Raw genomic sequence first — 18,562 nt, 5'->3', positions numbered from 1 at the left:
GGCGCGCAGCGGCGCGGTGGGGACTACGGTCGCCTCAGGCTGCTGGGGCGGCCCAACACGCGCAGGAGTCTGCCCTGGCGGAGCAACTTATCCTCCTTCAACGCGCCACCCCTCCGCTGCAGGACGTTGCTCCCCTACTGCTCCCGTGCAACGCAACCAGGCGTCCGCACACCTGGGGCATTGCAGGCAATAAAACTGCTGATGCACTGGCATCAAGTATTCTCATCCAGGCGCAACGATGCAGTCGCAAACGCACAGCCAACGCCGCGCACTGCTTCAGAACGCGCCACGCCCCACGCTCGCATGACCACAGTGGAGACAGCCACTGACAAGGCAACGCATGGACACGAATTTCTGGTTGGAACGTTGGCAGCTGGGACACACCGGCTTTCATCAGCAAGAGGTATTGCCGCTGCTGCAAAAGCACTGGCACGCGCTGGATCTGCCGAAGGAAGCGCGCGTGCTGGTGCCCCTGTGCGGCAAGACGCTGGACATGCATTGGCTGGCGGCGCAAGGCCATCGCGTGCTTGGCGTGGAGCTGTCGCCGCTGGCGGTGACGCAATTCTTCGATGAGGCAGGGCTTCAACCGAAGCGTCACAGCAGCGCTGCTGGCGAGCATTTCATCGCCGGCCCGATCGAGATCATCTGCGGCGATGCATTCGCGCTAGACGCCAGCGCGCTGGCCGACTGCACGGCCGTCTACGACCGCGCCGCACTGGTCGCGCTACCGGCCGAACTGCGCCAGCATTACCTGCAAACGGTCTACGCGCCGTTGTCCTCGCGCTGCCGCGGCCTGCTGATCACTCTGGAATATCCGCAGGCTGAAAAGGCCGGCCCGCCGTTCTCGGTGGACGCAACGCACGTGCATGCACTTTTCGATGCCGCCTGGCAGGTAGACCAGCTGGAACACCGCGACATCCTCGATCAGGAACCACGCTTCCGCGATGAAGGCGTCACCGGGTTATCGACGGCTGTCTATCGCCTGCAACGCCGCTGAAAGGCCGTCGGGCGCTGCACGCCCATCACGTGGCAATTGCATGTCTGCATGCGGCAAGCGTGGGTGGCGGATCAGGACAGCGCGGCATTGCGCCATGCGGTCGTTCTGCAGCAAAACGCGACAAAACGGAATCCTGCAGCCAGCTGCAGGAGTGGCAGGCAGGCCGCACAGAGCATAGTGGGAATGGCTAGGCACGCGTACTCCATGCCGAGCCGGTTCACGCTGCGTCAGCCATCCAAGCGACTGCGCAGCGGCGTTGCCGGCTCAACCGGCGACGTGACCCTTGTCGATCTTGGAGGTCTGATACAACTCCAGTCCGATGCGCTTGATCAGGCCAAGCTGCTGCTCCAGCCACCACGCATGATCTTCTTCGGTGTCCTGCAGCTGCTTGAGCAGCACGTCGCGGCTGACATAGTCGCCATGTTCTTCGCACAGCTTCATGCCGGCAGCGAGCGCAGCGCGCACTTCGTACTCGACCACCAGGTCGCGCTCCAGCATTTCGACCACGGTCTTGCCGGGGGTGAATTCGGCCGGGCGCATGTCCGGGTCGCCTTCCAGGAACAGGATGCGCCGCAGCAGCGCGTCGGCGTGCTCGGTCTCCTCTTCCATCTCATGGTTGATGCGCTCGTACAGCGCCATCAGGCCCTGATCCTCGTACCGGCGCGAATGCAGGAAATATTGATCGCGCGCCGCCAATTCGCCGCGCAGCAGCTGCTTGAGGTAATCGATGACTTCGGGATGGCCTTTCATGGTGTGCTCCAGCGACGCAATGCGCGCATGGTGCCCTAAGCCGCCGGGCAATGATCTAATCGGAATCACTTTCAGTTGCGCTTGCGGCCGGACCCGCCACGGTCATGTCCGCCGGCCACACTTCACCGGGGTCCAAGGAACCGACAATGCGTAAATGGCTGGGCCGGCTGCTGCTGGGAATCGTGTTGCTGGTCCTGGCGGCCAGCCTGGGGCTGTATCTGTTGATGCGCGGCAGCCTGCCGCAGTTGGATGGCGACAGCGCGCTCAGCGGCCTGGCTGCGCCGGTCAGCGTGCAGCGCGACCGGCTGGGCGTGGTCACCATCGATGCAGCAAACCAGCTCGATGCGATGCGCGCGCTCGGCTACGTGCATGCGCAGGAACGCTATTTCGAGATGGATCTGATGCGCCGCGCACCGGCCGGCGAGTTGTCCGAGCTGTTTGGCGCCAAGGCCGTGGACCTGGACAAGCGCAACCGCGTGCATCGCCTGCGTGCCCGCGTGCAGGCCAGCCTGGACATCGCCACCAGCAGCCAGCACGCTGCATTGCAAGCCTATACCGATGGCGTCAACGCAGGACTGGCGGCACTGCGCGTACGGCCCTGGCCCTATCTGCTGCTGCGCCAGACACCGCGCGCATGGACGCTGGACGACTCCATCCTCACCGGCCTTGCGATGTACGCGGACCTGCAGGACAGCGATAACCAGACCGAGCTGGCCGCCGCGCGCATCCGTGCCGTGGTGCCGCCTGCGCTGGCGGCACTGCTCGACCACCAGGGCTCCAGTTGGGACGCGCCGTTGTTCGGGGAGCCGCAGGGCGATGCCAGCTTGCCGGATGCGACCACGCTGGATCTACGGCGTCTACCGCATCGGCCTGCCGCGCCCCACGCGGAAACGCCGACACCGGGCAGCAACAACTTCGCGGTAGACGGCAGCCTCACCGCCGACGGCCGCGCCATCGTTGCCGACGACATGCACCTGGGCCTGCGCGCGCCCAATATCTGGTTCCGCGCACGCCTGCGCTATGCAGACAGCAATGCGCCCGAGGGCAAGGTGGATGTCACCGGATTCACCCTGCCGGGTTTGCCGGCGGTGGTCGTGGGCAGCAATGGGCACGTGGCTTGGGCATTTACCAACAGCTATATCGACACCGCGGATTTCGCGCGCATTCCTGCACCCACGCCGGGTCACCCGCAAGCACTGACCAGGCATGTGGAAACCATCCGCGTGGCGGGCGCAGCGCCGGTGCAGTTCGAGGTCCGCGAAGCGGCGTGGGGACCGCTGCTGCACGTCAACGCCGACGGCAGCGCGCTGGCATTGCGCTGGGTGGCGCAGTTGCCCGGTGCGATCCGGTTGGACTTCGCTCAGATGAGCACGGCGGGCGATCTGCAGGCGGCGTTCGCGGTGGCCGACCGCTCCGGCATTCCGGCGCAGAACCTGCTGCTTGCCGATCGCAGCGGGCGCATCGCCTGGCGGCTGATCGGCGCGCGCCCCGCCCGCAATGCCGGGTGCGGCCCGAGCGGGATTGCCGAACTGGCGACATCGACGCCCGTCCCTGAGGCAGCATCCGGCGCACCTGCAGAACCGGCTGCAGCGCCGATGTCGGGCACCTGCCTGCCATGGTCGCTGCGCAGCGATGCTGCGCCTGCGTTGATCGATCCGCCGTCGCACCGGCTCTGGACCGCCAACAACCGTATCGTCGATGCGCAGCAACTGGCCACGCTTGGCAACGCAGGTTACGACCTTGGCGCGCGTGCCCAGCAAATTCGCGATGATCTTTTCGCAAAGCAGCGCTTCAACGAACGCGATCTGCTCGCCATCCAGCTCGACGATCGCGCCGTGCTGCTTACGCGCTGGTGGCAACTGCTGCGTAGCGTGGTCGAGCACAGCAAGGACCCGGCACTGCAACAGATTGCACATGCCACGCGCGACTGGGACGGGCACGCATCGACTGGCTCGGCCAGCTATCGCATCGTGCGCGAATTCCGCAACAAGACCATCGAAGCGGTGGAAGCCGGCCTGCTGGCCCCGGCAAAAGCCGCACTTGGCGAGGAGTTCCTGCCGCCGCGTCGCGCGCAACTGGAGGGCGTCGTTTGGCCGTTGCTGCAACAGCGCCCGGCCCACCTGTTACCGCCCACCGCCGCAAGCTGGGACCAGTTGCTCGACGATGCTGCGCGCAGTGCGCAGTCAGAGGTGATTGCAGAAGACGCACAAAGCGAACCGCGCGGCCAGCACACCTGGGGCCAGCGCAACACCGCTGCCATCTGCCACCCCATCGCGCGTGCCCTGCCCGCCCTGGCCAAGCGCTGGCTCTGCATGCCGCCCGATCAACTGCCGGGCGACCGCGACATGCCGCGTGTGCAAGGCCCGGGCTTTGGCGCCTCCGAGCGCATGGTGGTTTCGCCAGGCCACGAGCAGGACGGCATCGTGCACATGCCCGGCGGCCAGAGCGGCCACCCGCTCTCGCCGTTCTGGGGCGCAGGGCACGACGATTGGGTGCATGGCAGACCCACACCATTCTTGCCCACTGCCACGCGGTACACGCTGCAATTGCATCCGCAGTAACAGCGGGCGGCAACGCGGCTGCGCAGCGTGCAGCGAAGCAGGACGAAGACGTCAACAGCATCGCCGCTTCAGGCGCCTCTCCCCTCGGGAGAGGGGGTGGGGTGAGGGTACGGCCATCACGCACGATTGGAAGAGTGCGTGATGTGACCCTGCGTGCGCGCCCATGAGGCTTCGCACGTACCCTCATCCGCCCTTCGGGCACCTTCTCACCCGTGTAGCAGGACAATATTCCGGCAGGAGAGGGGAAGCTGCGCACTCATGCCTCCATTTCAGGGCTCCGCATCTTCGCGTCGCATGTCTGCATCCGCACAGGTGCGCGCGCATCTGCCACCAAACAGGGCGCCCCACACCCGGCCACCTCCGTGATCAAGCAAACACATCATGCTAAGATGCATTTGATAACCATTCCCATTAGTGATCAATGCGCCCCACGCTTCTTGTCACCGCGCTCGCCGCTGCGCTCGCTCTGCACACCCTGCCCGCCTTCGCTCAACACACCACCACGCCAGCCGTGACCGAGCTGGATGGCGTGGATGTCATCGGCCGTGCGCAGACGCTCTACAAGTCCGAAGACGCAGCTGTTGCCACGCGCACCGATACCCCGCTGGCACTGGTGCCGCAGTCGGTGCAGGTGCTGCCGCGCGAGTTGATCGACGACCAGGCTGCGCGGCAGATCACCGATCTGTATCGCAGCATCAGTGGCATCAGCTTCTTCAGCTATGCCGGTGTGACCTTGCGCGGCTTCCGCCAGGAAAACGTGCTGTACGACGGCCTGCGTGGCGACCCGTATGCCGGGTTCTCGGTGCCGCAACTGTTCAACATCGAGCGTGTGGAAGTGCTCAAGGGTCCAGCCGGTGCGCTGTACGGCGGTGGCGAACCCGGGGGTGTGATCAACTATGTCACGCGCAAACCCGCTCATCAGGCGGCCCGACGCATCGAGCTGCAGCTGGGCAATCAATCCTTCGGTGCAGCCTCGTTCGAGGCCACCGGCCCTGCGCGCGCAGATGGCCGCATCCGGTACCGCATCGGCGCCTATGCCGATGGCGAAGACGGATTTCGTTGGAATACCGACAGCCAGAGCCAGATCGGCGATGCGTCGGTGGCCTTCGATCTGGGCGATACCGGCGAGCTCACCCTGCAATACACCGACATCACCCAAAACCTGGGCGGCAACCGCTTGCGCGGCGTGCCGGTCGATAACGCCGGCAACTTCCTCACCGACCGGCGCTGGAACCACAACGAACCCACAGATTTCCTGGACATGCGCGCCAAGGTGGCGCTTGCGCAATATCGGTTTGCGCCGTCCAGCGCGTGGGAGGTGGACATGGCGCTGCGCTGGTTCAAGAACCAGGAGCATCAGATCTATCACGAGCCAATGGGGTTGATCGACCGCGATCGCGACGGTACCGCCGAGTGGATGACCCGGCAGCTGCGCAATCAATACCGCGACAACGATGCGATCTCCAGCAACGTCAACGCGATATTCCGCACCAGTACCGGGGCAATCGACCACACGTTGCTGATGGGCGCGGACTACTACCGCCTGGACGCGGATTTCCGCGCGCAAACCGCCAACACCGCCGACACCGGACGCGTACGTGGCCCGGTGCCCGGCATCGATTTGTTCAACCCGGTGTACGGCCGCAGCGGCTTCTACGACTACGGCTTGGATGCCCTGCCCTGGCGCGCCACCAGCACGCGCAGTCAACGCTACGGTGCATATCTGCAGGACGAACTCACGCTGACGCCGCGCTGGTATGCAATGGCCGGGCTACGCTGGGACGGCTTCAAGGACGACGACCTGCTGACTGGTTCGCGCGTCACCGGCAACGATCTCAGTTGGCGCGTCGGCAGCACCGTCGTGTTACGCGACGGCATCAATGCCTACGCAAGCTATGCCAGCGGCTTCCTGCCGCAGGACGCGGCCAATCAGGACAGCAGCGTGGGCGGCCCGTTCGCACCGGAACGCAGCACCCAATGGGAAGTGGGCCTGAAGACTGCGCTCAACGATGGCGGACTCACCCTCAACACGGCGCTGTATCGCATCGAGCGTAGCAACATCGTGCAGGCGAACGGGCGCGTCGTCGACGGCGTCAATCAACTCTCCGCGCTTGGCTTGGTGCGCAGCGAAGGGCTGGAAGTCGACCTGCTGGCCGACCTGACCGAACGTTGGGTGCTCAATCTCACTTATGCCTACAACGATGCACGCGTGCTCGATGCCGGCACCAACGGCATCACCAATGCCTCTGGCGATCGCTTCGCCAATGCACCGCGCAACACTTTTGGCCTGTGGACACGCTACGACCTGCCCGCCTGGCGCTCGGCGATCGCCTTCGGTGCCGACTACGTGGGCGAACGCGTCAGCCTGGATGGGCAACGCGTCAAACCGTACGCCATCTACGACATCAGCTGGCAGACGCAATGGAATGCGTGGAAGCTGCAGATCAACATCAAGAACCTGTTCGACAAGGTGTATGCAGTGAGCGGGTTCAATACGCGCGCCGGGCACTTCCCTGGCGAGCCGCGTCGCCTTTACGCGCAGCTGGCTTACAGCTTCTGACCAGCGCGCAGCGGATCGGTGGCGCCGCCGGCCCGCTGCGACGGCAACGCAAACAGCACAGCGTGCCTGCGGCCGCCACGCGCTCAAGACACGTGTTTCTCCTGTTTGGAACGACAAACCGCGTCTGGCTCGGTGTGCAAGTTACATGCGCAAAACGCCTGGAAACGGCCGCAGCCGTCGCTTGAAGGCGCCAAGACGTTCGACGCAAGACGAATCGCACGCTGACAACATAGCGTGCGCAATGTGATGCAGGTCAGCCAGCCGACCGTGCGGTGTGCTCAAAGCAGCCTCGACTGCGGCAACGTAATGAACCTGCGCCGAATCGCGCGGCTGCGCATGGGCTGGAACTTAACGTTCGGTGGGACACACTAGAGCCCGTCGCGAATGTGGAGTCTTGCTCCGCACATCGCCCTCCTTCCCCCACTGACCGGAATCCGCATGCCTTTGCTTGCCCGCTCCGTTTCCGCCCTGTTGCCACTGATGTTTGCGACTGCCTGCACGGCAGCGCCGCCAGCCAAATCCGGCCCGCCGGATGCGCCCGTGGCTGCATGCACTGCCAAGGTACGTCCTGGCCAGGACCTGCAGAAAGCCATCGACAAACTGCCGCAAAGCGACAAACCCACGGTACTTTGCCTGGAAAAGGGCGAGTTCCCGCTCAACGGCTTGGTGTCGATCCATCGCGGCAACTTCACCTTGCGCGGCCAGGGTCCCAGCACCGTCGTGCGCATGGCCGACGGCGTGCAGCAGCCGGTGCTGGTGGTTGGCGATTACGAAAACCAGCAGCCCACCGGCGTGATCCGCAACGTCAGCATCGAAGACATGCAGATCGTAGCGAGCACAGGCGACAAGGAGTTCATGCCCGAGCGCCCCTACCTGAGCAACAGCGCAGTGGTGGTGCGGTCCGGGCAAGGCATCCGGCTTGCAGGCCTGCAGGTCAACAAGTGCCGCAGCGCGTGCCTGCTGAGCGAGTACGACACCCGCGAGATCACCATCGAAAACAACGATGTGTCCGGCGCAATCTGGGACGGCGTCTCGTTCAACCGCACTGCCAAGGTCACGATGGTCAACAACTACATCCACGACAACGTGGCCGCCGGCTTGACCACCGAACACCTGGAAGACAGCGAGATCCGCAACAATCGTTTCGAGCGCAACGGCAGCCAGGGCATCTATCTCTCCGATGCGCGGCGCAATCGCTTCAGCAACAATCAATTCGACGGCAACAAGGTGGCCGGCGTGTTTCTGGCCTGCGCGATTCGTTATCGCACACCGGAGATTTTGTGCTGGGACAACAGCATGAGCCAGGACAACGTGTTCGAGAACAACCGTTTCGCCAACACGCCATTTACCTACACCATCGGCGTGGACCGCGCGGCCAACTGCACGTCGGCCGACTTCAAGCCGAACCTATGGCGCAACAACCAGGCCGACATGGCCGGTGTGGATATCGATCCGCAGCGCTATGGGTACTGCGTGCGTCACGAGCAATAAGACGCGCCGATCAACACAGCGGCCGGCCGTGCAGCGATGCATGCCGGCCGCTGCAGTGACTGCAGCCTTACGAAGCCAGCGCCTGCGCGTGCACCCCGGCAATCGCGCGACCCGATGGGTCGGCCATCGCGGCAAAACTCGCATCCCAGGCAATCGCCGTTGGCGACGAACAGGCAATCGACTTGCCGCCCGGCACGGTTTCCGCCGCCGCCTGACCGGGGAAAAACTGCTCGAACAAGCTGCGATAGAAATACGCCTCCTTGGTCTGCGGCGGATTGACCGGGTAGCGCCGGTCGGCGGCGGCCAGTTCGCGGTCGCTCACCTGCGCCTGTGCATGCGCCTTCAGCCCGTCGATCCAGCCGTAGCCCACGCCGTCGCTGAACTGCTCTTTCTGACGCCACAGGATCGATTCGGGCAGGTAGCCGGCAAATGCCTCGCGCAGTACGCCCTTCTCCATGCGCGTTGCCCCACCGCTGGTCTTGTCGATCATCTTGAACCTGGCATCCATGCGCATCGCCACATCCAGGAATTCGCGGTCCAGGAACGGTACGCGTGGCTCCACGCCCCAGGCCATCATCGACTTGTTCGCGCGCAGGCAATCGTAGTTGTTGAGCGCGTCGAGCTTGCGGACCAGCTCTTCGTGGAATTCGCGCGCGTTCGGCGCCTTATGGAAATACAGGTAGCCGCCGAAGATCTCGTCGCTGCCTTCGCCGGAAAGCACCATCTTGACGCCCATTGCCTTGATCCGCCGCGCCAGCAAGAACATCGGCGTGGAGGCGCGAATGGTGGTGACGTCATAGGTTTCGATGTGGCGAATGACGTCGGGCAATGCATCCAGGCCTTCGTCGAAGGTGTATTCGAAGCCGTGATGCACGGTGCCGAGCGCCGCGGCGGCCACTTCGGCGGCGGCCAGATCCGGCGAGCCTTTCAAGCCGATCGCGAACGAGTGCAGGCGCGGCCACCAGGCTTCGGTGGTGTCGTTTTCTTCGATGCGGTGACGGGCATAGCGCGCGGCAACGGCCGCAACCAGCGACGAATCCAGTCCACCGGACAGCAGCACACCGTACGGCACATCGGTCATGAGCTGACGGTGCACGGCGCGCTCGAATGCTTCACGCAATTCCTGCAGTTGCACCTGTACACCTTCCACCGCGTCATAGTGGCGCCAGGCGCGCTCGTAGTAACGGCTCAGTGCGCCGGTGGCGCTGTCGTACCAATGGCCCGGCGGAAACTGCGCTGCATCGGCGCAGTCGTCCACCAGCGATTTCAGTTCCGAGGCCACACGCAAACGGCCTTCGCGGTCGTGTCCCCAGTACAGCGGCACCACGCCGATCGGGTCGCGCGCGATGATGACGCGCCCTTCCGTCTTGTCCCACAGCGCGAATGCAAAGATGCCGTTGAGGCGGTTGAGATAGGAGGCCGGCGTATCTTCGCGATACAGCGCATTGATCACCTCGCAATCGGAGCCGGTCTGGAATGCGTACGGCTGCAGCAGCTCCGCCTTGAGTTCGCGGTGGTTGTAGATCTCGCCATTGACCGCCAAGGCGAGCTGCCCGTCATCGGAGAGCAACGGTTGCGAGCCTCCGGCCGGATCGACGATGGCCAGGCGCTCGTGCACCAGGATGGCACCGGTATCGACGTAGACACCGCTCCAGTCGGGCCCGCGATGACGCTGCCGCTGCGAACATTCCAGCGCCTGCCGGCGCAGCGCCTGCAGGTCGTCACCGGGTTGCAGGCCGAAAATGCCGAAGATGGAACACATGGAAACACTCCTGAAGAACTGCGGGGGGGCGGCCGGGTGAGAGCGTGCTGCATGGATTGACGCCCATAAAAAAACCCGCATCGGCCGATGCGGGTTTTTCTGGTTCCTGGGCGCTTGGTGGACGTCGCCTAGTCGCAGACCCGCATCGGCCGCGCACGATTATTCGCGCGCAGATTGTTGCGGTTGGCGTTATTGAGGTTGGCGAGGCGAAGGACCATGTCGGCGACGCTAACGGTTCGGTGGTACCGGCGCAACTGTTTCAGTGGCAACGACGGCGTCTACGTGGCCCGCTCACTCGACCAGCAGGCGCTCGATCAACGTGCGGTATAGCGCCGGTAGCGCCTGCAGGTCGGCGACGCGCACATGCTCGTCGACCTGGTGGATGCTGGCATTGACCGGGCCCACTTCGATGCATTGCGCACCCAGTGGCGCAATGAACCGCGCATCGGAGGTGCCGCCCCCGGTGCTTTCTTCCGGCGGCGCACTGGCGAACTCCCCAAGGACCTCACGCGCGACGCTGCGCAACCGCCCTTCCGGGGTATAGAACGGCTCGCCGCTGCGGTGCCAGCGCAGCGTGTAGTCCAGCGCATGCCGATCGAGCAGCGCGGTGATTTCGGCCTCCAGGCGCGGCGCGTCCCAGTGTGGCGTATAGCGCAGATTGAAGGCCACCTGCAGCTCGCCAGGAATCACGTTATTGGCGCCGGTGCCGGCGTGGATGTTGGAAAGTTGCAGACTGGTGGGCGGAAAGCTTTCGAAGCCGTCGTCCCATTGCCGCGCTACCAGTTCGGCCAGCGCAGGCGCTGCCAGATGGATGGGGTTGCGCGCCTTGTGCGGATACGCCACATGCCCCTGCACACCCTTCACGGTCAACGTGCCGGACAGGCTGCCGCGACGGCCCACGCGCAACAGATCGCCCAGGCGCTCGGTGGACGACGGTTCGCCGGTGATGCACCAGTCGATCGTTTGCCCGCGTTCGCGAAACGCCTCGGCAACCCGGCGCACGCCATCGATGGCATCGCCCTCTTCGTCCGAGGTCAACAGCACCGCCAGCGTGCCGGAGTGCGTTGGGTGTGCAGCGACGAATTGCTCTGCGGCGACCACGAACGCGGCCACGCTGCCTTTCATGTCCGCTGCACCACGCCCATACAACACGCCGTCGCGGATCTGCGGATCGAACGGGTCGCTGGTCCACGCCTCGCGCGGGCCCGGCGGCACCACATCGGTATGCCCGAGCAACACCAGCACCGGCGCACCGCTGCCATGGGTTGCCCACAGATTCTCGACCTCGCCCAGGCGCAAGTGCTCGCAGCCGAAGCCGGCTGCGCGCAGGCGCTGCGCAATCGCGGCCTGGCAACCGGCATCCGCCGGCGTTACCGAGGCACGTGCAATGAGGTCACAGGTCAACTCCAGCACATCGCTCATGAAACGTCACCGCAGTAGGGCCGCAGCGCGGCGTTGATGGAGGGATCGTGTCTGCATCGATCGGCGTGGCTTGAACGCACTTGCAGTGGTGGCAGCTAACCGGTTTGCAGGCAGTCGTCGCGTCATTGCCGGCGCGAGGTCGAACGGCTTGCCCGGCCGATGAGCGCGCGATCAACATGCCAGACATCACGCATCACGACGATAGCGGCAACACCATCCGCAGCACCATCGAAAACCGCAGTCGCTTAGCCAACGCCGAATAGCTTTTTGAAGCCGTTATCGGAAAAGCCCTGATGCAGCGCGCCCTCGTCGGTGATGACAAGCGGCCGCCGGATCAGCTGCGGGTACTCACGCAGCAACAGCTTCCATTCGGCCGCACTGCCCGCCGCCTTGCGGTTGTCCGGCAACTGCCGCCAGGTGGTCGAAGACTTGTTGATCAACACATCGAATCCACCGACCTGCTGCGCCCACGCCGCCAGAGTCTCCGGCTCCGGCTTGTGATCGCGATAGTCGACAAACGTATACGCCACACCAAAACGATCCAGCCACTTGGTGGCTTTCTTGCAGGTATCGCAGTTTTTGAGTCCGTAGAGCGTGGTCATGCGAAATATCCCAAAAGGCGGTTTGCAGAGCCCCTCACTTCTCGAAAGGGGGTGCGATAAAACTGCGTGTAACGCGACCGGCAGGCGATCTCACAAGCGCGCTTGGACGCGCGTGTCATCGCAGCGGCCGAGAGTGCCAAAGGCGCACCCTCGACCGGCGCTGCGCGTCATCTGTTGCCGCCGCGAAGCGGATTAATCCGCCAGACCACGCAACAGTTCGTTGACGCTGGTCTTGCTGCGCGTCTTGGCGTCCACCTGCTTGACGATCACCGCGCAATACAGCGAGTGCGAGCCGTCCTTGGAGGGCAGCTGCCCGGACACCACCACGCTGTACGGCGGCACATAGCCATAGGAAATCTCGCCGGTAGCGCGGTTGTAGATGCGTGTGCTCTGGCCGATGAACACGCCCATGCCGATCACGCTGTGGTGACCGATGACCACGCCTTCCACCACTTCCGAGCGTGCGCCGATAAAGCAGTGATCTTCGATGATGGTGGGGCTGGCCTGCAGCGGTTCGAGCACGCCGCCGATGCCGGCGCCGCCGGACAAATGGCAGTGCTTGCCGATCTGCGCGCACGACCCCACGGTGGCCCAGGTATCGACCATGGTGCCTTCACCGACATAGGCACCGATGTTGGTGAAACTCGGCATCAGCACCACGTCCTTGCCGAAGTAACTGCCGCGACGCGCCACCGCGCCCGGCACCACGCGCACGCCGGCCTTGCGGAATTCGGCTTCATGGAAGCCGGCAAAGCGCGATTCCACCTTGTCCCAGAACGGCGCCGGCTGCGCTTCGATCACCGCCATCTCGTTGACGCGGAAATACAGCAGCACCGCTTTTTTCAGCCACTCGTTGACGGTCCAGCCGCCCTGCCCGTCCGGCTCGGCGACGCGAAACTGCCCGCTTTCCAGTCCGTCGATCACGCGATTGACAATGGCACGGGTGGAACCGTCGATCTCGTCCATGGTCAGCGTGGCGCGCCGTTCGAATGCGCTTTCGATGCCCAGTTTGAGTTCGTCGCTGCCGACCTGCGTTGCGGCGCTGTGCACGACCTGCTCTGCAATCGGCAGCTTCTTTGCCGCCGCAGCCTTCTTTGCGGCCGGTGCAGCAACCACCTTGGTCGGCTGCTTGGCCACGCGCGGTGCAGCGGACGTCGCGGACTTGCCGCCGGTCTTCCTTGCAGCGGTTTTCGGGCTTGCCGCATCAGATGCAGCAGCCTTTTTGCCGACAGCGGCAGCTGCCGCGCCCTGCTTGCCGACGCCAGCGCCTGGCTTGGAAGCGGCAACAGCCGGCACCTTGGCGGCCTTGGCCGTTGCACTCGCGCGCTTGGACGCTGCTGTGGGGGTGGTCGTGCTCTGCTTGCGCGCGGTCTTCTTGCTGGTGGCCATGGGGTCTCCGGAGTTGCTAGCTAGACAGGGTCAAGGCAGGCGCACAGCGCATCGCGCAGCGCCTGCCGGGCGGATTCGGACAACGGGCGGTCATGCTCGTCGGTGATCTGGAACTGGTCTTCGGCACGCTCGCCAAAGGTGGCGATACGCGCGTCGTGCACGCGCAGGTGCTGCATGCGCAACACGTGCGCGACATCGGCGAGCAGGCCGGGACGGTCGGGTGCGACCAGACTGATGCGGGTGCGGCGGCCGCCGGCGCTTTCGCTGAATTCCACCCGCGGTGCGAAGCGGAAATGGCGCAACTGGCGCGGCACTGCGCGGCGCGCCGGGCGCACCTTGTGCAGATCGCCTGCCAACACCTGACGCAGCGTTGCCGCCAGCCGCTGCGGGTCGCCGTCGGCATAGGTCTCCTGCGGCAACACTTCGAACACGTCGAAGATCGCATCGTGTGGCGCATCCAGCACACGTGCGCGATGGATGCCGTAGCCCTTGCGATCGAGCGTGGCCACGATGGCCGCAAACAGCCCATCGCGGTCCGGCGAATACACGAACACTTCCAGTGCGTCGTTGTCCGGCACCGCGCGACGCGCCTTGACCAGGGTCTGGCCGATCTCCACTTCGATCAGCGAGGCCGCCTGCCAGGCCAATTGCTCGGGACGGAAGCGCAGGAAATTCTCGTCCGGCATGCCGGCGAACTGGCGGTCGATGGTGACGTCATCGTGCCCCTGCGCCTGCATCAAGGTACGCGCCGATTCGCGCGCTTCGCGTAGCCGTTCCTCACGCGGCGGCGGGTGTTCCAGGCCTTCGCGCAACGCGCGACGCGCGGCAAAATACAGATCCGCCAACAGCCGGTCTTTCCAGGCGTTCCACAGCTTGGGACTGGTGCCGGCAATATCGGCGCAGGTGAGCAGGTACAGATAGTCCAGACGCTCGCGTGTGCCCACCAACGTCGCAAAACGGTGAATCACCTCCGGATCGGAAATGTCCTGCTTCTGAGCGGTGACCGACATGCGCAAGTGCTGCTCCACCAGCCAGGTGACCAGCTCGGTATCGCCTTCGCTCAAGCGATGCGCCAGGCAGAACGCGCGCGCATCCACCGCGCCCAGTTCCGAATGATCGCCGCCGCGGCCCTTGGCGATGTCGTGGAACAGGCCCGCCAGCAACAGCAGTTCCGGCTTGCGCAGACGCGGCCAGACTTCATGCGCGATGGCGAAACGCTCGTCGGCACGGCCGGCGGCAAACAGCGCGATATTCCGCAGCACCATCAAGGTGTGCTGGTCCACCGTGTAGACATGGAACAGGTCGAACTGCATGCGCCCGGAAACGCTGGCGAATGCCGGAATCCACTGGCCCAGCACGCCCAGCCGCGCCATGCGATTGAGCGTTTCCACCGCACGCGGGCCGCGCAGCAACGCCATGAAGCGTTCCCGGGCCGTTGCATCGGCAATGTCGTACGCCGGCAGATCGCGCAGGACCTCGGCCAGCGCGCGCGCGGTCAGCGAATGCAGTCCGCGCACCTCGCGATGCGCGGCCCATTGCGCAAACAGCGCGAACACCTGCAGCACATCGCCGTCCGGCCAGCTCTCGGCGTCGGCAGCCAGATAGCCGCGGCGCAGGCTGAAGCCGCCGCCCAGCGGCTCCGGCGTCGCTTCGCCATCGAACTGTTCTTCGAAGCGCTGCAACAAGCGGTCGCTGATGCGGCGGATCAGTGCAGCGCTGCGATAAAAGCGCTGCATCATTTTTTCCACGCCCAGGCTTTCCGGGTCGTCGGCGAACCCCAACCGTTCGGCCAGGGTCTTTTGGTAATCGAACCGCAGGCGCTCTTCCGGCCGGTTGGCCACGATGTGCAGACCGAAACGCAGACGGGCAAGTTCTTCGCGCTCGCGACGCAACGCGGCGGCCTCGTCGAAGCCGACATGGCCCAGCCCGACCAGGGCCTCCAGGTCCTTGACCCCGAACGCGCGCAAGGCCATCCAGCCCAGCGTCTGCAGATCGCGCAGACCGCCGGGGCCGTCCTTGATATCCGGCTCGAGATTATCGGCGGTGTCGCCGAAGCGCTGATGGCGCGCCAGCAATTCCTCGCGCTTGGCCTGGAAGAAATCGCGCGGCGGCCACACCTGCGGCGGCGCGATCGCCGTGGCCAGCGCAGCACGCGCCTGGCCGTCGGCCACCAGTGCGCGCGATTCGATCAAGGCAGTGAGCACGGTCTGGTCCGCCGCCGCAGCGGTGCACTGCGCTGGCGAGCGCACCGCGTGACTGATCGGCAAACCCACATCCCACAGCAGCGCGAACAAGCGTGCCAGGGCCTGCTCGTGCTGCTGTTGCGCGGCGGTGTCGCCCAGCACCAGCACATCCACGTCCGAGCGCGGAAACAATTCGCCGCGCCCATAGCCACCGACCGCATGCAGCGACAAACCGCTGTCGGCCGGAATACAGCGCATCCAGGCATTGCGCATCAATTGGTCGACCGCGCGTGCGCGCAGCGCGACCAGACGCTCGATCGGCTCGCCCTGATCGAAGCGTTTGCACAGGCGCATGTCCGCATGCACCAGCAGCGGACGGGCCTGCGCGGCCCAGTCCGCGTCGCCGGCGACGCCCGGGTCGGGTCGCTCCGCCGGCGTGTCGGTCATACCGGCGCGGGCGAATTGGCCGACAGCGTCAACACATCCACGCCGTCTTCGGTCACCGCAACCATGTGCTCCCACTGCGCAGACAACTTGCGGTCCTTGGTGACCACGGTCCAGCCGTCCGGCAGCGTCTTATGGTGATAGGTGCCTTCGTTGATCATCGGCTCGATGGTGAAGGTCATGCCAGGCTTGAGCACCAGCCCTTCGCCCGGACGGCCGTAATGCATGACCTGCGGCTCGTCGTGATACACCTTGCCGATGCCGTGGCCGCAGTAATCGCGTACCACGCTGAAGCGCTCGGCTTCGGCGAACTTCTGGATGGCATGGCCCACATCGCCCAGCGTGGCGCCCGGCTTGACCGCCCGGATGCCGCGCCACATCGCTTCATACGTCGTTTCGACCAAGCGCTTGGCCATCACCGACGGGGTGCCGACGTAGTACATGCGGCTGGTGTCGCCATGCCAGCCGTCCTTGATGACGGTGACGTCGATATTGACGATGTCGCCGTCCTTCAACACCTTGGCTGCACTCGGGATGCCGTGACAGATCACGTTGTTGACCGAGGTACACACGCTCTTGGGGAAGCCGCGATAGCCGACATTGGCGGGGATGGTGCCCTGCACGTAGACGATGTGGTCATGGCAGATGCGGTCCAGCTCGGCAGTGGTCACGCCCGGCTTCACGTGCGGCGCCACCACATCGAGCACCTCGGCGGCCAAGCGGCCAGCGACACGCATCAGTTCGATTTCTTCTTTGGTTTTCAGATTGACGCTCATGGCCACGATTATCGCCGATCCGGGCTGAATCTGAACGACCAGCGCACGCGCTTTTTTTGCGGACGCAACGACTGGCCTCAAGCGGACCGCACAGCAGGAAACCGGCGCAGCCGCCTATTCATGCGTGACGCCGTGCACACGGCGTCAAAAAACATCTTAACGAAGTCATCCATAGGACATCGCACTTTTGTCAATAAAGCGAGCCAGGACAGCTAGATAGCGTGTGAATTCGGCGTTATGTTTGGCACAGCTGATGCATTGCAGGGAAGGCGACGACTCGTCGCGTCATCAATGACCAGAACGGTCAAGGAAATGTCCATGCGTACTGTCCGCCCTGTCCTGCTATCGCTCGGCCTGCTTTCGACCATTGGCATGGCGAGCGCGGCAGACACCACCACCTTCAACGTCAAGATCGCGGTCACCAAGGCCTGCACGATCACCGCCGCATCAGCCACGGACGTCGACTTCGGCTCGGTACTCTCGACCTCGACCGCCAATGCGGACGCCAACGGCAGCGTGACGGCCCAGTGCACCGCGTTGACGCCGTACAACATTGCACTGAGCGCGGGCAGCAATGCCGGGACTGCCAACGACGTCACCACCCGCCGCATGAAAAATACCGACGCGCTGGTGACCACCAACAACTACATCGCCTACCAGCTCTACCAGGATCTGGGCCGCAGCACGGTCTGGGGCAGCACCACCGGCACCAACACGCTCAGCCGCACCGCCACCGGCCTGAACCAGGTCTACCCGGTCTACGGCCGCGTGACCAACCCGTCGGCCAACAACCCTGCGACCGGTAGTTACCAGGACACGATCACTGCCACGATCGTCTATTGAGCCCGCGCATGCCTGTGCATCACCGCCCGTTGTCACGTTTACCTGCCTGGCTGATGTCGGCCGGGCTGGCGATGACGCTGGTCATGGCCAACGGCGCCGTGCCGACGCCAGCGCATGCCGCCAGCCTGCAGTTGGCACCCACATCGCTGAGCCTGAGCGCCCAGCAGACCGCCGACGGCCTGTGGCTGAGCAACAGCGGCAGCGCGCCGGTACAGGTGCAGACCCGCGCCTATCGCTGGACCCAGCGCGATGGGCAGGATCAGCTCGACCCCACCCAGGATCTGCTGGTCAGCCCGCCGATGCGCACCCTGGCCGCTGGCGAGCGCCAGTTGATCCGGGTCATCCGCGCCGGGCCTGCCCCGAGCGGGCAGGAGCAGTGTTACCGCATCATCGTCGACGAGTTGCCCAGTGCCGATGCCGACCGCAAAGGCATGCAGTTCGTGCTGCGTTATTCGGTGCCGATCTTCCTGCTGCCGCCCGGCAACACCGAACCCTCGCCGACCCTGAGCGCGCAGGTGGTTGCCGGCAGCGATGGCAAGGCGCAGATCCAGATCAGCAACACCGGCACCGGCCATGCGCAGGTCGCCGACCTGCGGCACCAGGTCGATGGCGCAACCAAGACCGCGTTGAACGGCTTGGTCGGTTATGTACTGCCCGGGCAGACCATGCGTTGGTCGCTGGGTGCGCCGCTGGCGCAGTTCGGCCGCGGCACCATCATCGCAAGGATCAATGGTGAGGCTGACGAACGTACCTTGTTGGCCGCGCCGACGGCGCCTTGATGC

Annotated in this window: 13 protein-coding genes; 6 read left to right on the top strand and 7 right to left on the bottom strand. The window is 64.8% G+C overall.

Annotation, left to right across the window (positions count from 1 at the left end; translation table 11 throughout):
• The first annotated feature begins 340 nt into the window (after positions 1-340).
• Positions 341-997 carry a thiopurine S-methyltransferase gene (locus ACCQ15_RS07220; protein WP_031421867.1) on the top strand — a complete coding sequence of 219 codons (657 nt, stop codon included), beginning with the start codon at positions 341-343 and terminating at the stop codon, positions 995-997.
• A 264-nt stretch (positions 998-1,261) separates the two neighbouring features.
• On the opposite strand, the gene bfr is transcribed toward ACCQ15_RS07220, so the two are convergent.
• Entirely contained in the window at positions 1,262-1,747 is a 486-nt protein-coding gene (bfr, locus tag ACCQ15_RS07215; protein WP_014089761.1) for a bacterioferritin, read from the bottom strand.
• A 146-nt stretch (positions 1,748-1,893) separates the two neighbouring features.
• Here bfr and ACCQ15_RS07210 point away from each other — a divergent pair, with 146 nt between their 5' ends.
• The 3 genes from ACCQ15_RS07210 to hpaM all read left to right on the top strand — a co-directional run bounded on the left by ACCQ15_RS07210 (position 1,894) and on the right by hpaM (position 8,359).
• Positions 1,894-4,308 carry a penicillin acylase family protein gene (locus ACCQ15_RS07210; protein ID WP_218505425.1) on the top strand — a complete coding sequence of 805 codons (2,415 nt, stop codon included), beginning with the start codon at positions 1,894-1,896 and terminating at the stop codon, positions 4,306-4,308.
• Positions 4,309-4,729: 421 nt separating this feature from the next.
• Entirely contained in the window at positions 4,730-6,868 is a 2,139-nt protein-coding gene (locus tag ACCQ15_RS07205; protein ID WP_218505424.1) for a TonB-dependent siderophore receptor, read from the top strand.
• Between the two features lie 438 nt (positions 6,869-7,306).
• On the top strand, positions 7,307-8,359 hold the full coding sequence (gene hpaM, locus ACCQ15_RS07200; protein ID WP_029819038.1) for a type III secretion-associated outer membrane-bound protein HpaM: 1,053 nt from the start codon (positions 7,307-7,309) through the stop codon (positions 8,357-8,359).
• A 67-nt stretch (positions 8,360-8,426) separates the two neighbouring features.
• Here hpaM and asnB read toward each other — a convergent pair whose 3' ends face one another.
• The 6 genes from asnB to map form a co-directional block, all read right to left on the bottom strand.
• Positions 8,427-10,121 (bottom strand): asparagine synthase B, encoded by a 1,695-nt coding sequence (asnB, locus tag ACCQ15_RS07195; protein WP_008576702.1) that lies wholly within the window; start codon positions 10,119-10,121, stop codon positions 8,427-8,429.
• A 291-nt stretch (positions 10,122-10,412) separates the two neighbouring features.
• Positions 10,413-11,543, bottom strand: a complete 1,131-nt coding sequence (gene dapE / locus ACCQ15_RS07190) for a succinyl-diaminopimelate desuccinylase (RefSeq protein ID WP_218505422.1) — start codon at positions 11,541-11,543, stop codon at positions 10,413-10,415.
• Positions 11,544-11,788: 245 nt separating this feature from the next.
• Positions 11,789-12,145, bottom strand: coding sequence for an arsenate reductase (locus ACCQ15_RS07185; protein ID WP_014089757.1), 357 nt, complete (start codon positions 12,143-12,145; stop codon positions 11,789-11,791).
• 192 nt (positions 12,146-12,337) lie between these two features.
• Positions 12,338-13,534 (bottom strand): 2,3,4,5-tetrahydropyridine-2,6-dicarboxylate N-succinyltransferase, encoded by a 1,197-nt coding sequence (dapD, locus tag ACCQ15_RS07180; protein WP_008576699.1) that lies wholly within the window; start codon positions 13,532-13,534, stop codon positions 12,338-12,340.
• A 20-nt stretch (positions 13,535-13,554) separates the two neighbouring features.
• Positions 13,555-16,164 (bottom strand): [protein-PII] uridylyltransferase, encoded by a 2,610-nt coding sequence (locus ACCQ15_RS07175; RefSeq protein ID WP_071117631.1) that lies wholly within the window; start codon positions 16,162-16,164, stop codon positions 13,555-13,557.
• Positions 16,161-16,937 (bottom strand): type I methionyl aminopeptidase, encoded by a 777-nt coding sequence (map, locus tag ACCQ15_RS07170; RefSeq protein WP_372381371.1) that lies wholly within the window; start codon positions 16,935-16,937, stop codon positions 16,161-16,163. The genes ACCQ15_RS07175 and map overlap by 4 nt, the downstream gene beginning before the upstream one ends.
• Before the next feature lie 318 nt (positions 16,938-17,255).
• Here map and ACCQ15_RS07165 point away from each other — a divergent pair, with 318 nt between their 5' ends.
• Positions 17,256-17,780, top strand: a complete 525-nt coding sequence (locus tag ACCQ15_RS07165; protein ID WP_005911736.1) for a Csu type fimbrial protein — start codon at positions 17,256-17,258, stop codon at positions 17,778-17,780.
• 8 nt (positions 17,781-17,788) lie between these two features.
• Complete coding sequence (locus ACCQ15_RS07160; protein ID WP_033479161.1) at positions 17,789-18,559, top strand: fimbrial biogenesis chaperone; 771 nt, start codon at positions 17,789-17,791, stop codon at positions 18,557-18,559.
• Positions 18,560-18,562: the final 3 nt, after the last annotated feature.

This window comes from Xanthomonas sp. NCPPB 1754, from assembly GCF_041475725.2.
Lineage (GTDB): Bacteria > Pseudomonadota > Gammaproteobacteria > Xanthomonadales > Xanthomonadaceae > Xanthomonas > Xanthomonas euvesicatoria.
Note: the sequence above shows the minus strand (reverse complement) of the source record. Positions and strands in the feature narration are given on the sequence as shown.

Excerpts from the sequence above, each read along its gene's own strand:
- ACCQ15_RS07220 (WP_031421867.1), top strand. The coding sequence starts at position 341 with ATGGACACGAATTTCTGGTTGGAACGTTGGCAGCTGGGACACACCGGC.
- bfr (WP_014089761.1), bottom strand. The coding sequence starts at position 1,747 with ATGAAAGGCCATCCCGAAGTCATCGATTACCTCAAGCAGCTGCTGCGC.
- ACCQ15_RS07210 (WP_218505425.1), top strand. The coding sequence starts at position 1,894 with ATGCGTAAATGGCTGGGCCGGCTGCTGCTGGGAATCGTGTTGCTGGTC.
- ACCQ15_RS07205 (WP_218505424.1), top strand. The coding sequence starts at position 4,730 with ATGCGCCCCACGCTTCTTGTCACCGCGCTCGCCGCTGCGCTCGCTCTG.
- hpaM (WP_029819038.1), top strand. The coding sequence starts at position 7,307 with ATGCCTTTGCTTGCCCGCTCCGTTTCCGCCCTGTTGCCACTGATGTTT.
- asnB (WP_008576702.1), bottom strand. The coding sequence starts at position 10,121 with ATGTGTTCCATCTTCGGCATTTTCGGCCTGCAACCCGGTGACGACCTG.
- dapE (WP_218505422.1), bottom strand. The coding sequence starts at position 11,543 with ATGAGCGATGTGCTGGAGTTGACCTGTGACCTCATTGCACGTGCCTCG.
- ACCQ15_RS07185 (WP_014089757.1), bottom strand. The coding sequence starts at position 12,145 with ATGACCACGCTCTACGGACTCAAAAACTGCGATACCTGCAAGAAAGCC.
- dapD (WP_008576699.1), bottom strand. The coding sequence starts at position 13,534 with ATGGCCACCAGCAAGAAGACCGCGCGCAAGCAGAGCACGACCACCCCC.
- ACCQ15_RS07175 (WP_071117631.1), bottom strand. The coding sequence starts at position 16,164 with ATGACCGACACGCCGGCGGAGCGACCCGACCCGGGCGTCGCCGGCGAC.
- map (WP_372381371.1), bottom strand. The coding sequence starts at position 16,937 with ATGAGCGTCAATCTGAAAACCAAAGAAGAAATCGAACTGATGCGTGTC.
- ACCQ15_RS07165 (WP_005911736.1), top strand. The coding sequence starts at position 17,256 with ATGCGTACTGTCCGCCCTGTCCTGCTATCGCTCGGCCTGCTTTCGACC.
- ACCQ15_RS07160 (WP_033479161.1), top strand. The coding sequence starts at position 17,789 with ATGCCTGTGCATCACCGCCCGTTGTCACGTTTACCTGCCTGGCTGATG.